This window comes from Streptomyces eurocidicus (assembly GCF_002891295.1).
In the GTDB taxonomy this organism is placed as follows: Bacteria; Actinomycetota; Actinomycetes; order Streptomycetales; family Streptomycetaceae; genus Streptomyces; species Streptomyces eurocidicus.
In genome coordinates this window covers 508,529-521,677 of record NZ_LGUI01000002.1, presented here as the reverse complement: position 1 = coordinate 521,677, position 13,149 = coordinate 508,529, and the positions used below count along the sequence as shown (strand labels likewise).

12 protein-coding genes are annotated in these 13,149 nt (G+C 71.7%); 11 read left to right on the top strand and 1 reads right to left on the bottom strand.

The annotated features are described in order from the left end of the window. The first annotated feature begins 86 nt into the window (after positions 1 to 86). The gene (locus AF335_RS07250; RefSeq protein ID WP_102917439.1) at positions 87 to 1,067 is read left to right on the top strand and encodes an aldo/keto reductase; all 981 of its coding nucleotides are present in this window, start codon (positions 87 to 89) and stop codon (positions 1,065 to 1,067) included. Between the two features lie 36 nt (positions 1,068 to 1,103). On the opposite strand, the gene AF335_RS07245 is transcribed toward AF335_RS07250, so the two are convergent. Then, positions 1,104 to 1,553, bottom strand: a complete 450-nt coding sequence (locus tag AF335_RS07245) for a nuclear transport factor 2 family protein (protein ID WP_102917438.1) — start codon at positions 1,551 to 1,553, stop codon at positions 1,104 to 1,106. A 271-nt stretch (positions 1,554 to 1,824) separates the two neighbouring features. Between AF335_RS07245 and AF335_RS07240 the strand changes: the two genes are divergently transcribed. The 10 genes from AF335_RS07240 (at position 1,825) to AF335_RS07195 (ending at position 13,123) form a co-directional block, all read left to right on the top strand. After that, a complete protein-coding gene (locus AF335_RS07240) occupies positions 1,825 to 2,610 on the top strand; it encodes an SDR family NAD(P)-dependent oxidoreductase (RefSeq protein WP_102917437.1) in 786 nt (261 codons plus the stop codon). Positions 2,611 to 2,866: 256 nt separating this feature from the next. Then, entirely contained in the window at positions 2,867 to 4,132 is a 1,266-nt protein-coding gene (locus AF335_RS07235) for a beta-ketoacyl-[acyl-carrier-protein] synthase family protein (protein ID WP_102917436.1), read from the top strand. Further along, positions 4,129 to 5,469: a ketosynthase chain-length factor gene (locus AF335_RS07230; protein WP_102917435.1), complete on the top strand. Its 1,341-nt coding sequence runs from the start codon at positions 4,129 to 4,131 to the stop codon at positions 5,467 to 5,469. The genes AF335_RS07235 and AF335_RS07230 overlap by 4 nt, the downstream gene beginning before the upstream one ends. A gap of 49 nt (positions 5,470 to 5,518) precedes the next feature. Continuing rightward, positions 5,519 to 5,785 carry an acyl carrier protein gene (locus AF335_RS07225; RefSeq protein WP_102917434.1) on the top strand — a complete coding sequence of 89 codons (267 nt, stop codon included), beginning with the start codon at positions 5,519 to 5,521 and terminating at the stop codon, positions 5,783 to 5,785. A 52-nt stretch (positions 5,786 to 5,837) separates the two neighbouring features. After that, a complete protein-coding gene (locus tag AF335_RS07220) occupies positions 5,838 to 6,821 on the top strand; it encodes an aromatase/cyclase (RefSeq protein WP_102917433.1) in 984 nt (327 codons plus the stop codon). Further along, the gene (locus AF335_RS07215; protein ID WP_244926947.1) at positions 6,818 to 7,756 is read left to right on the top strand and encodes an MBL fold metallo-hydrolase; all 939 of its coding nucleotides are present in this window, start codon (positions 6,818 to 6,820) and stop codon (positions 7,754 to 7,756) included. The genes AF335_RS07220 and AF335_RS07215 overlap by 4 nt, the downstream gene beginning before the upstream one ends. A gap of 77 nt (positions 7,757 to 7,833) precedes the next feature. Continuing rightward, positions 7,834 to 8,793, top strand: a complete 960-nt coding sequence (locus AF335_RS07210) for a hypothetical protein (RefSeq protein ID WP_102917432.1) — start codon at positions 7,834 to 7,836, stop codon at positions 8,791 to 8,793. Beyond that, positions 8,790 to 9,395, top strand: a complete 606-nt coding sequence (locus AF335_RS07205) for a flavin reductase family protein (protein WP_280524618.1) — start codon at positions 8,790 to 8,792, stop codon at positions 9,393 to 9,395. The genes AF335_RS07210 and AF335_RS07205 overlap by 4 nt, the downstream gene beginning before the upstream one ends. Before the next feature lie 97 nt (positions 9,396 to 9,492). Beyond that, positions 9,493 to 11,493, top strand: coding sequence for a flavin-containing monooxygenase (locus tag AF335_RS07200; protein WP_102917431.1), 2,001 nt, complete (start codon positions 9,493 to 9,495; stop codon positions 11,491 to 11,493). 19 nt (positions 11,494 to 11,512) lie between these two features. Further along, positions 11,513 to 13,123 carry an FAD-binding oxidoreductase gene (locus AF335_RS07195; protein ID WP_102917430.1) on the top strand — a complete coding sequence of 537 codons (1,611 nt, stop codon included), beginning with the start codon at positions 11,513 to 11,515 and terminating at the stop codon, positions 13,121 to 13,123. The last annotated feature ends 26 nt before the right edge of the window (positions 13,124 to 13,149 follow it).

The following is a 13,149-nucleotide window of genomic DNA, read 5'->3' as shown; positions in this document are numbered from 1 at the left end:
GCACACAGAGGTGAGCGCGAGGCCCCGGTGAGAGGCCGACCCTCGTCTCGCCCCGCCCCCGGCGCCAGGCAACGGAAGGAATCCGTATGAAGCTCCGCCGCATCGGTCGTGAGGGACCCGAGGTCTTCCCGCTCGGACTCGGCTGCATGGGCATGTCCGAGTTCTACGGCAGTGCCCGGGAGTCCGAGTCGATCGCGGTCATTCACCGTGCCCTCGACCTCGGGGTGAATCTGCTGGACACCGCCGACATGTACGGGATCGGGGAGAACGAGCGCCTGGTCGGGCGTGCCGTCGCGGACCGTCGCGACCGTGTGCTGCTCGCCACCAAGTTCGGTGTGGTCCGCGCCGGGAACCCCGCGGGGCGTGGCATCAACGGCAGCCCGGAGTATGTGCGCGCCGCCTGCGACGCGTCCCTGGCCAGGCTCGGCGTGGACCACATCGACCTGTACTACCTGCACCGCCGCGACCCCCAGGTGCCCATCGAGGAGACCGTCGGGGCGATGGCCGAGCTGGTGCGGGCCGGGAAGGTGCGCTGGCTCGGGCTGTCCGAGGTGAGTGCGCGGACCCTGCGCCGGGCCTGCTCGGTGCATCCGATCTCCGCGTTGCAGAGCGAGTTCTCGCTGTTCAGCCGGGACGTCGAGGAGAGCGTGCTGCCCGCGGCCCGGGAACTCGGCACCTCCCTGGTCGCCTACGCCCCGATCAGCCGGGGCCTGCTCGGCGGTGCCCTGCCGCCCGCTTCCGAACTGGCCGACGGCGACTTCCGCCGGGCGGCGCCCCGCTTCACCAGTGAGAACGCCGAGCACAACGAACGTCTCGTGGCCAGGATCCGGGAGATCTCGAACGAGGCCGGGCTCAGCCCGGCCCAGCTCTCCCTGGCCTGGCTGCTCGCTCAGGGCGAGGACATCGTGCCGATTCCGGGCACCAAACGGCTGAGCTACCTGGAACAGAACGTGGCCGCCACGGATGTGGAGTTGTCCGAGCGGACGCTCTCTGCTCTGGAGTCGGCCGTCCCGCCGGGCGCGGTGCACGGCGAGCGGTACCCGGACATGTCGCACATCGATCGCTGACCACGGCCCGCCCGCCGGCGTGTGCCCCGGGGTTTCTCAGATGAGGAACTGGTCGTGCTCCACCCGCCGGGAGCGGTTGCGCAGTTCGCCGTTCTCGCGTACCAGCACGTCGTGCACCAGGCAGCTCGGGGCGACCTCGGGCTCGCGTACCCCGGGCCTGGTGGTCACCACGAGCACATAGAACGTGGCGTGGACGCTGCCGTCGCCCTGCGGATCCAGGTCGATCATGTTGAACCAGTGGCGCCGCTGTACCGGGTCGCCCTCGTACCGCTTGTGGAAGTCGTGCAGGTCCGCGGTGATGCCCGCACGGGTCCGGGACGGTTCGCGGCCCGGCGTGTGGGAGAACTCGCCGTCCTCGGTGAACGTCTCCGCGTACTCCTCCAGTTTGCGCGCGTCGAGTGACTGCATCTGCCGCGCGTAGAACTGCTGGACCTCCACGTACAGCAAACGCTCGTCGGGTTCGCTGCCGCTGCGCCTGCTCGTCATGGCTGAAGCCCCTTCGGTGGACGGTGCCGGGCGACCCTTCACTGTCGTCGGCCCCGCCACCGTCCGGCCTGCCCGTCCAAGTCCCCTCGAAGTCCGCTCGAGGCGGCTCCCGGCCCCTGGCCGCCCCGTCACGGGTACCGGCCCGCTCCGGTGAGCCCGGGCTTCCAGTCCACTTGGATCCGGGTTCGAGCACCTCCGGCCAGCGTGGAGCGCAGTTCGCGGCCTGGGCGAAACGCCCGGGCTGTCCCGGCGGAACCCGAGAGGACCGACCATGGCGGAACGCACCCGGCGAGTGGCACTGGTCACCGGAGCGACCAGCGGCATGGGCCTAGAGATCGCCAAGGGCCTGGGCCGGCAGGGCATCAGCGTCTATATCTGCTCGCGGCGCGAGGACGCCGTGGCGGCGACCGTCAAGCAGCTTCGTGACCTGGGTCTCGATGTGGACGGGCGGTCCTGCGACGTGCGGGTGCCGGAGCAGATCCACGCCCTCGTGGACGCGGCCGTCGAGCGCTTCGGCCCCATCGACATCCTGGTCAACAACGCCGGCCGGCCCGGCGGCGGGATCACCGCCGAGATCGAGGACGAGCTCTGGTACGACGTGATCGCCACCAACCTGACCAGCGTCTTCCTCGTCACCAAGCAGGTGTTGACGCGCGGCGGCCTGCGGGACAAGGGCTGGGGCCGGATCATCAACATCGCGTCCACCGGTGGCAAGCAGGGCGTGATCCACGCCGCCCCGTACTCGGCGTCCAAGCACGGCGTCGTCGGCTTCTCCAAGGCGCTCGGTCTGGAGCTCGCCAAGACCGGCATCACGGTCAACGCGGTCTGCCCGGGCTTCGTCGAGACGCCGATGGCGGAGGGCGTGCGTGAGCACTACGCGGCGATCTGGGGCGTGGACGTGGAGGAGGCCCACCGCCGGATCAGCGCCCGCGCGCCGATCGGCCGGTACGTGGAGGCCGGCGAGGTCGCCGCGATGATCGACTACCTGGTCGGCGAAGGCGCCAACGCGGTGACCGCCCAGGCCCTGAACGTCTGTGGCGGGCTCGGCAACTACTGATCCCGTCAGTCCGCGACCCGGGTCGGGAACGGGCCGTGACGAAGCGTCGGTGGAGCGGGAGCGGCCGGAGAAGACGAACCGGACACCGGCCGCGCTCGCCCATGCCCGAGCCACCCCGTCGGGTGGCTCCGCGCCGCCCGTTCGCCGCGCGCCGGCACCCGTCGGCCGCGCCGCCCGTTCCCCTGCCCCACACGACTGCAAAGGAACGCACTGAAATGCTCAGTTCAACCGCGCCGACGGCCGTGGACGGCCCCCGATGACGCGCCGTGTCGTGATCACCGGTATCGGCATCCGGGCTCCCGGAGGCAAGGGCGCGAAGGAGTTCTGGTCCACGCTGACCAGTGGCCGCACCGCCACCCGCAGGATCACGTTCTTCGACCCTTCGCCCTACCGCTCGCAGATCGCCGCCGAGGCCGACTTCGACCCGGTCATCGAGGGACTCACGGCTTCGGAGACCGACCGCATGGACCGGGCCACCCAGTTCGCGGTGGTCTGCGCCAAAGAGGCCGTCAGGGACAGCGGGCTGGAGCTCGGCGGCCTGGACCCGTACCGCGTCGGTGTCGGTCTGGGCAGCGCGGTCGCGGCCGCCACGAGCCTTGAACGCGAGTACCTGGCCCTCTCCGACCGGGGCCGCGACTGGGAGATGGACCCCGCGAGGCTCTCTCCGCACATGTTCGACTACCTGGTGCCGAGTGTGATGGCGGCCGAGATCGCGTGGACGGTGGGCGCCGAGGGCCCGGTGGCGATGATCTCCAACGGCTGCACCTCGGGGATCGATTCGGTCGGCCACGCCGTGCAGCTGATCCGCGAGGGCAGCGCCGATGTGATGGTGGCCGGGGCCTCCGACACGCCGATCACCCCGATCGTGGTGGCCTGCTTCGACGCCATCAAGGCGACCACGCCGCGCAACGACGCCCCGGAGCAGGCTTCGCGCCCCTTCGACGGCTCCCGCAACGGCTTCGTGCTCGCCGAGGGCGCGGCCATGTTCGTCCTTGAGGAGTACGACAGCGCCCGGCGCCGTGGCGCGCACATCTACGCAGAGGTCACCGGATACGCGACGCGTTCCAACGCGTTCCACATGACCGGACTCAAGCCGGACGGCCGGGAGATGGCCGAGGCGATCCGGGTCGCCCTCGACGAGTCGAGGGTCGATGTGACGGCCGTGGACTACATCAACGCGCACGGCTCGGGGACCAAGCAGAACGACCGCCACGAGACCGCCGCGTTCAAGCGCAGTCTCGGGCAGCACGCCTACGAGACCCCGGTCAGCTCGATCAAGTCGATGGTGGGTCACTCGCTCGGCGCCATCGGCTCGGTGGAGATCGCGGCATCGCTGCTCGCCATCGAGCACAACGTGGTTCCGCCCACGGCCAATCTGCACACCAGCGACCCGGAGTGCGACCTGGACTACGTACCGGTCACCGCTCGTGAGCACCGGGTGAACACCGTCCTCACCGTGGGCAGCGGCTTCGGCGGATTCCAGAGCGCGATGGTCCTTCGCAGCCCCCAGGAGGTCTCATGAGTGCCGTCGGTGCGGTGCGCGCGCCGGGCGCCGGCCACTCGCCGGCCGCCGCGCGGGAGCCCGGCCCCGGTACGAACCCGCACCCGGGCACCGGCCCGGTGTATGTGACCGGCATCGGCGTCGCCGCGCCCAACGGCCTCGGCCTGGAGCAATACTGGGAGGCGGTCCTCGCGGGCCGCTCGGGCGTCGTACCGATCACCCGTTTCGACACGTCCCGCTATCCGGCCCGGCTGGCGGGTCAGATCGAGGGCTTCGACGCCTCCGCGCATCTGCCGAGCCGCCTCCTTCCGCAGACCGACGTCTCCACCCGGCTCGCCCTGGCCGCCGCGGACTGGGCGATCGCCGACGCGGGCGTGGACCCGTCGGGGACCACGGACTACGACATGGGCGTGGTGACCTCCAACGGATGCGGAGGCTTCGAGTTCACCCACCGGGAGTTCAAGAAGCTGTGGAGCGTCGGCCCCCAGGCGGTCAGCGTGTACGAGTCCTTCGCCTGGTTCTACGCGGTCAACACCGGCCAGATCTCCATCCGCAACGGCATGCGCGGACCCAGCAGCGCCCTGGTGGCCGAGCAGGCCGGCGGCCTCGACGCCCTCGGACACGCCCGGCGCACCGTCCGGCGCGGCACTCCCCTGGTGGTCACCGGGGGCGTGGACTCCGCGTTCGACCCATGGGGGTGGCTCTCCCACCTGTCCAGCGGGCGGATAAGCCACGCCACCGACCCGGAGCGCGCCTACCTGCCGTTCGACGCGGCGGCCTGCGGCTATGTGCCGGGCGAGGGCGGGGCGATCCTGGTGGTGGAGGACCCCGTGGCGGCCCGGGCCCGCGGGGCGAGCCGGGTGTACGGGGAGATCGCCGGGTACGCCTCGACCTTCGACCCCGCCCCGGCGGGCTTCCGAGGGGAGCGGCCCGCACGTCCCGGGCGGCCGCCCGGACTGCGCCGGGCGGCCGAACAGGCCCTGGCCCAGGCCGGGCTGACGCCGAAGGACGTGGACGTGGTGTTCGCGGACGCGGCCGGCGTCCGCGATCTGGACCGCGCCGAGGCCACGGCGATCCGGGAGTTGTTCGGGGCGCGCCGGGTGCCCGTGACCGCGCCCAAGGCGCTCACCGGGCGGCTCTACGCGGGGGGCGGGCCGCTGGACGTCGCCACCGCGCTCCTCACCATCCGGGACGGTGTGATCCCGGCCTCCGGGGCCAGTGCCGACGTCCCGGCCGACTACGGGATCGACCTGGTGACCAAAGGCCCGCGGGAGGCACGTGTCGCCTGCGCCCTGGTCCTCGCCCGCGGCCGATGGGGCTTCAACTCGGCCGTGGTGGTCCGCGAGGCATCCGTCTGACCCTCATCCGCACGTGCGCCGTCCCACCACTGACAGCAAGGAGTCGACCATGCCGAACGCCACCACCATGACCCTGGACGACCTGCACCGCATCCTGGCCGCGTGCGGGGGTGCGAGCGAGGACTGGCCCGCGGGCGAGGACGTGCACGACCGGCCCTTCCAGGAGCTCGGCTACGACTCCCTCGCCCTGATGGAGGCCGCCGTGCGCATCGAGAACGAGTTCGGCGTGCCGGTGCCGGACGACGCGATCCCGCTGCTCACCAGCCCTCGCGACGTACTCGACCTGGTCAACGGCTCCGCCGCGAAGACCGGGTGAACCGACGTGCGGCGCGCACCGACCGACCCGCCGACCCGGAAGGCCCTCGACCATGACTGAGCTACGAGAGCACCACACCCTGCACACACGCGTCGTCGCGGCCCCCGCGGACACCGTGTACGAGCTGGTGGCCGATGTGACCCGATGGCCGGTGATCTTCGAGCCCACCCTGCACGTCCGGCATCTGGAGCGGGACGACACCAACGAGCGCTTCCATCTGTGGGCCCTGGTCAACGGCGAGGTCAAGGACTGGGTCTCGCGGCGCACGCTGGATCCGCGGGGGCGCACCGTGACGTTCCGCCAGGAGCACAGCCGGCCACCGTTCGCCTCGATGGGCGGCCAGTGGCGGTTCGCCCCGCAGCGGGACGGCAGGACCATGGTGAGTCTCGTCCACGACTTCACCGCGCCCGGCCAGGAGGCGGCCGCGTGGGTCACCGAGGGGGTGAACCGCAACAGCGAACGGGAGCTGGCCGCCCTCGCGCGGATCGCCGAGCTTCCCTATCCGATGGATGAGCTGGTCTTCTCGTTCACCGACAGCCTGGAGCTGTCCGGCGCGGCGGCGGACGCCTACGCGTTCGTGGACCGCGCCGACGCCTGGCCGCAGCGGCTGCCGCACGTGCGCCGGGTGCGGCTGCGCGAGGACCCGCCCGGGGTGCAGGACATGGAGATGGAGACGGTGACCGCGGACGGCAGCGCGCACACGACGCGGTCCGTGCGGCTCTGCTTCCCGGACACGTCGATCGTCTACAAACAGCTGGTGCCGCCCGCCCTGCTGCTGGGGCACAGCGGGGCCTGGGAGTTCACGCCGGACGGGGCGGGCGGCGGTGTGGCCGTCGCCCGGCACACCGTCGCGGTCGACCCGGCCGCCGTCCCCAAGGTGCTCGGCGAGGGCCGCACCCTCGCGGAGGCGCGGGCGTACCTGCGCGAGGCGCTGGGCGCCAACAGCCGCACCACGCTCGGCCACGCGGCGGCCTACGCGGGCGCCAGGGCCGCGGCGCTGGCGCCGGGCAGCCCGCCTCGCGAGGGGACGCGGTGACCGCCGCGCCGCCCGGGGCCGACGGCGCGCGCCTGGTCGAGGTGGCCGAGCAGGTGTACGTCTACGAACAGCCGCCCGGGGGCTGGTGCGTGAGCAACTCCGGGGTGCTCATCGGGCCGCAGGGCGCCCTCGTGGTGGACACGCTGGCGACCGTGCGGCGCGCCGAGCGGCTGCGCGATGCCGTGGACGGGCTCCGGCCCGGCCCGGCCCGGACCCTGGTCAACACCCACCACCACGGTGATCACACCTTCGGCAACCAGGTCTTCGGGCCCGTGGCCACGGTCCTCGCGCACGAGTCCACGCGCACCGAGATGGCGGCCACCGGGCTCGCCCTCACCGGCCTGTGGCCGCACGTGGAGTGGGGCGATGTGCGCCTCACGCTGCCCACCCTGACCTTCCGCGACCCTCTCACGCTGCACCTCGGCGAGCGGCGGGTGGAGCTGTTGCACGTGGGCCCGGCGCACACCGACGGTGACGTGGTGGTGTGGCTGCCGGACGAGCGGGTGCTCTTCGCCGGGGACGTGGTGTTCTCCGGGGCCGCGCCGTTCTGTCTGTTCGGCACGGTCGCCGGGACGCTACGGGCGATCGAGCGGCTGCGCGGGCTGCGGCCGCGGACCGTGGTGTCCGGGCACGGGCCGGTCACCGGCCCCGAGGTCCTCGACGACAACGCCCGCTATCTGCGCTGGATCCAGGGTCTGGCCGCGGAGGGCGCGGCGCGGGGCCTCAGCCCTCTGGAGACGGCGAGGAGCGTGCGCCGGACGGAGTTCGACCACCTGCTCGACGCGGAGCGCATCGTCGGCAATCTGCATGTCGCCCGTGCCGAACTGCCCGGCCCGGCGGGCCCTGGTGGGCCGGCGCAGGGCGTAGACCCGGTGGCCGCATTCGGCGAGATGGTCATGTTCAACGGAGGCCGCCTGCCCACCTGCCTGGCGTGACGGGCCGCACCCCGTAGCGCTGACGGCACACACCGCTCGACCCGCCCCACCTCCCCCGTCCGGAAAGGACCTCGCCCGTGCAGACCGCACCCCTTCGACAGTCCAGCTCGGCCACCCGCGGCCGGCGCGCGCGCCGCGCCGTCACGGCCGCCCTCGCGGCCGCCGCCCTGCTCGGCGCCTGGGCGGCGGCGGACACCGGCCGCGCGGACGACTCGCGGTCCGCCGCGACCCCGGCGGCCCACGGCCGTGTCAAGACCGAGTACGGCACACCCCAGCGCCTGGGCGACGGCACCATCCGCGTCTACTCGCAGCGCCGCGGCTCCCGCCCGCTCACCCTCGGCTACACCTTCTCCGCCGCCGCCCTGCGGAACCTGCCCAAGGAGGGCGACGGCAAGATCTGCTACGACGTGAACGGCGACGGCACGGTGGACCGGGCCACGGAGTGCGTGGACGAGGTCGCGATGGCCCTGGACCTTCCCGAGGGGTTCCGCGGACACGTCGGGGGCCCCTTCACCTGGGCGCAGTTGACCTGGGATCCGCACGGCCACCCGCCGGAGGCGTACAGCGTCCCGCATTTCGACTTCCACTTCTATATGCAGGACGAGGCGGCCGTGCGCCGTATCCGCACCGGTCCGTGCGCCGGCCTCATGAACTGCGACGACCTCAAGACCGCACGCAAGCCGGTGCCGGAGCGGTACATGCCGGACCGGTACATGGACATGGGCGCCGTGGTGCCGCAGATGGGCAACCATCTGATGGACATGGACTCGCCGGAGATGCACGGCAAGCCGTTCACTCAGACGTTCATGTACGGCGCGTACGACAGCCGGATCACCTTCTACGAGCCCATGATCGCCAAGTCGTGGATCGAGGGGCTCGCGCACGGGCGCGCGGGCGGCTGCGCGCCGGTCAACCGGCCCAAGGCGTGGGCCGTCTCCGGCTGGTACCCGACCACGTACTGCATGGACTACCGCCGCGACACCCGGCAGTACACGGTCTCGCTGTCCGGCTTCACGCACCGCGAGGCGACGCCGTGACGGCACAGCCCAGGGCGGACGCCCGGTCGGCGCCCGGAGCCCGTGCGCCCTCGGTCGAGGACGGCGGGGGCACGGGCCTGGACCCCGCCCTGTTCCGCGGCGCGATGGCCCGCTTCCCCTCCGGGGTCGCCATCGTCACCGCGCACGACCAGCAGGGCAGGCCGCACGGCTTCACCGCGAGTTCGCTCTGCTCGCTCTCACTGGACCCGCCGCTGCTCCTGGTCTGCCTGGCCACGTCGGCGCGCTGCTACCCGGTCTTCGCTCGGAGTCCGCAGTTCGCCGTCAGCATGCTCCGGGACGAGCACGAACACACCGAGCTCGCCCGGAGGTTCGCCGGCAAGAGCCCGGACAAGTTCGCCGGCGGCGGCTTCGTGCCCACTCCGCACGGGGGCACCGTGGTGGCCGGGGCGCTCGCGGTCGTGGAGTGCGCGGTGCGGCGGCGGGTCGGCGCGGGGGACCATGTGATCATCCTCGGCGAGGCGGAGCACGTGGCCCTGCCGGAACCCGGCGGCCGCCCCGCCGTCTATGTCGACCGGGGGTTCGGCTCCCTGTGCGATGCGGACCTCGCCCGGAGCGACACACCCCGGGGGCCGACCCCATGAGCACCGGCCCGGTCCGACCCGGTCCATGAGCCGTGCCCCACGCCCGCCGGGCAGCGCACCGCCCGGTCCCACCTCCCGTCACGAAAGGCGTCGTCCCATGTCGTTCCAAGGGCCGCTGAGGCCGATCACCGCCGATGACGACGCCCTGCGGGCCCACCTGGAGAGCGCCGAGGTGCCCGCTCTGCTGATGACCGTGGCGCACCTCACGGGCGATCTGTCCGTGCTGCGCGAGGACCTGCGGGCCGCCGGCTGGCTCTTCGCCCCGCAGGGCGGTCTCTCCGCCGAACAGCGGGCCGCGGCACGGGAGACCGCGTTCGGCGCGCTCGTCCGCTACCGGGAGGCCGGCAGTGTGCCCCCGCCCCCGCCCGACCGGGAGACGCTGCGCCGGATCAGCGGCTGGGCCATGGGCGGCGACACCGAGGACGTGCTGCCCCTGCTCGCCGAGGAGATCGTCCTTCCCGGCCAGGACCCGAGGGCTCCGCGCTGGCGGGCACGGGACCTCGCCGGACCGGCCGGCGAGGAGCCCGGGCGGCACCGCGCCGGTGCCGTGCGGGTGTCGATCATCGGTGCCGGGATGAGCGGGCTGCTCGCGGGATACCGGCTGGCCCAGGCGGGCGTGCCGTTCACCATCTACGAGAAGAACGACGACGTCGGCGGCACCTGGCTGGAGAACCGGTACCCGGGCTGCCGGGTCGACGTCCCCAGCCATCTGTACAGCTACCCGTTCGCCAACCGCTCCGACTGGCCGGATCACTTCTGCACGCAGGACCAACTCCTCCAGTACTTCCAGGAGTTCGCCAAGGAGTACGGACTGTACGAGCACATCCGGTTCGGCACCGAGGTGCGTGAGGCGCGGTGGGACGACGAGCACGCCCACTGGCGACTGCGGCTGTGCGGCCCGGACGGGCCGCGCAGCGTGCGGAGCGAGGTGCTCGTGAGCGCCGTCGGGCAGCTGAACCGGCCCAAACTGCCGGACATCCCCGGCCGGGAGCGGTTCGCCGGCCCGGCGTTCCACTCCGCCGGCTGGGACCATGACGTACCGCTCGCCGGGCGCCGGGTGGCCGTCATCGGCACGGGCGCCAGCGCGTACCAGTTCATTCCGGAAGTGGCCGGGACCGCGGGGGCGTTGACGGTGTTCCAGCGCACGCCGCCGTGGCTGCGCCCCACCCCGCACTACCACGACGCGGTGCCGCCGAGCACCGCCTGGCTGTACGAGCACATCCCCTACTACGCGGCCTGGCACCGCTTCTGGCTCTTCGCGCCGGGCCTTCGGGGTGTGCTCGAGGGCTGGATCGTGGACCCGGACCACCCGCCCACCGAGCGCGCCGTCTCCGCGACCAACGACGAGTTGCGCGCCACGCTCACGCGGCACCTCCGGGCCCAGCTGGCCGACGCGCCCGAACTGCTTCCGCTGGTGCTCCCGCGGTATCCGGTGGGGGCCAAGCGAGTGCTGCGGGACAACGGGATGTGGCTGCGGACGCTGCGGCGGGAAAATGTCACGCTGGTCACCGAAAGCATCTCGGAAATCACCGAAAGCGGCGTACGCACCGCGGACGGTGTTCTGCACGAGATCGATGTCCTCATTTATGGAACCGGATTTGCCGCTTCCCAATTTCTGGCTCCGATGCGCGTCACCGGTATCGGCGGTGCGGATCTGCACGAAACATGGGACGGGGACGCCCGCGCATACCTCGGCCTGGCAGTTCCAGGATTTCCCAATCTCTTCTGCCTTTATGGCCCGAACACCAACCTCTCCGGGCAGGGAGGCAGTATTTTCTACTTCTCCGAGTGCGGAGTGACCTACCTTCTCGATGCCGTTCGGCTGCTCATGGAGACCGGACGGCGGTCCCTGGACGTGAAGAGGGATGTTCACGACGCGTACAACGCCTGGGTCGACCGGGCCAACTCGGAGCGGGCCTGGGGGTGGTCGAAGGTGAGCAACTGGTTCACCAACGAGAAAGGGCGCTCGGCGCAGAACTGGCCTTTCACGGCACAGGAGTACTGGCGCCGCACCCGCCGTGTCGACCTCTCGGACTACGAGGCCCCGGACCATCCCGGCCGTTCCACGGACCCGGCAGCTCCATCAGGCAAGCGATGAGTAAAACGAGAAGGAATCCATGGACATCACCAAGAACGAGCAACCAGCGGAGCACAGCCGGAGTTCCCTGCCCGAGGCCGTCACGGTCGACTTCGAGCCCGTACAGAGCATCGCCGCGCCCTTCCGTGCGGTACGGGTCACACCGGACGACCCCCGCTATCCCGAGCTCGTCACCGGCAACGACAAACGCTGGGTGGCCACGCCCCAGTGCGTCCAGGTGGTCGGCAACTCCGACCAGGTCCTGCACGCCGTGGACCGGGCCGCCCGGGCCGGGCAGCGGATCTCCGTGCGCGGCGGCGGCCACAGCTACGCCCCGTTCGTCTACCACCCCGAGGCCGAAGTCATCATCGACCTGTCGCTGATGTACGACGTCTACTACTGCGAACGGCGCCGGGCCTTCGCCGTCGAGGGCGGTGCCCAGCTGGGCCGGATCTACGAGTGGCTGTTCAAGGGCTGGGGGGTGACGCTGCCGGGCGGGGTGTGCCCCGGCGTCGGCATCGGCGGGCACGCCAGCGGTGGCGGATACGGGCTGCTGTCCCGCAAGTTCGGCTATGTGGTGGACCACTTGGAGGCGGTGGAGATGGTGGTCGTCGGCCGTGACCGCCGGGCCCGCCGGATCACCGCGTCCCGCAACCCCGACGACCCGCACCACGACCTGTGGTGGGCGGTCACCGGCGGCGGTGGCGGCAACTTCGGCATCGTCACGCGCTACTGGTTCCGCTCTCCGGGCAGGCACGATGCCAACCCGGCCGAGCAGCTCCCGCGCCCGCCCAAGGAGGTGCTCCTGAGCGTCGTCCCGGTCCCCTGGGCCGACCTCGACCGGACCGGCTTCACCCGCCTGGTGCGCAACTTCGGCACCTGGCACGAGCAGAACAAGGCCCCGGACTCGCCGTACACCTCGCTGACCGGAGTGGTGTTCCTCCAGCACAAGTCGTCGCAGTCCATCAACATCCTGACCCAGATCGACGCCGGGATCCCGCACGCCGAGGAGCTGCTGACCAGCTACCTCGTGGCGATCACACAGGGTACGAAGGCCGCCGTCCCGCCGGCGCAGAAGCTGTCCTGGCTGGACGCGACCGAGCTGATCGGCACCAGCAACCCCACGCTGATGACCAGCCCCGCCATGCGCAGCGGCGTGAAGACCGCGTACATGCGCAAGGGCTTCACCGATGCCCAGATAGGCACGCTCTACGAGCAGATGACCCGGGACGACTACATCAACCCCAACGCCACGCTCCAGCTCACCGGGGTGGCCGGCGGCCGGATCAACGCCGTCGATCCGCACGCCACCGCCTCCGTGCACCGCGACTCGGCGTTCCTCGCCCTCTTCGAGAACTACTGGCACGACCCCCGCGAGGACGAGCAGCACATGGGCTGGCTGCGCGACATCTACCACGGCGCCTTCGCCTCGACCGGCGGCTACCCGGTGCCCAACGAGCAGACCGACGGCTGCTACATCAACTCACCGGACACCGACATCAAGGACCCGCGGTTCAACCGGTCCGGGGTACCCTGGCACGCCCTGTACTACAAGGAGAACTACCGCAGGCTGCAGCGGGCCAAGGCGCGGTTCGACCCCACGGACTTCTTCCGCCACGCGCAGTCCGTCGAACTTCCGGACAAGTCCTGAGCGTCCCCGGACGCACGGGCGGGGCC

Coding starts and splice junctions, on each gene's coding strand:
- AF335_RS07220 (WP_102917433.1), top strand. CDS start 5,838: ATGACTGAGCTACGAGAGCACCACACCCTGCACACACGCGTCGTCGCG.
- AF335_RS07225 (WP_102917434.1), top strand. CDS start 5,519: ATGCCGAACGCCACCACCATGACCCTGGACGACCTGCACCGCATCCTG.
- AF335_RS07240 (WP_102917437.1), top strand. CDS start 1,825: ATGGCGGAACGCACCCGGCGAGTGGCACTGGTCACCGGAGCGACCAGC.
- AF335_RS07250 (WP_102917439.1), top strand. CDS start 87: ATGAAGCTCCGCCGCATCGGTCGTGAGGGACCCGAGGTCTTCCCGCTC.
- AF335_RS07235 (WP_102917436.1), top strand. CDS start 2,867: ATGACGCGCCGTGTCGTGATCACCGGTATCGGCATCCGGGCTCCCGGA.
- AF335_RS07195 (WP_102917430.1), top strand. CDS start 11,513: ATGGACATCACCAAGAACGAGCAACCAGCGGAGCACAGCCGGAGTTCC.
- AF335_RS07245 (WP_102917438.1), bottom strand. CDS start 1,553: ATGACGAGCAGGCGCAGCGGCAGCGAACCCGACGAGCGTTTGCTGTAC.
- AF335_RS07200 (WP_102917431.1), top strand. CDS start 9,493: ATGTCGTTCCAAGGGCCGCTGAGGCCGATCACCGCCGATGACGACGCC.
- AF335_RS07230 (WP_102917435.1), top strand. CDS start 4,129: ATGAGTGCCGTCGGTGCGGTGCGCGCGCCGGGCGCCGGCCACTCGCCG.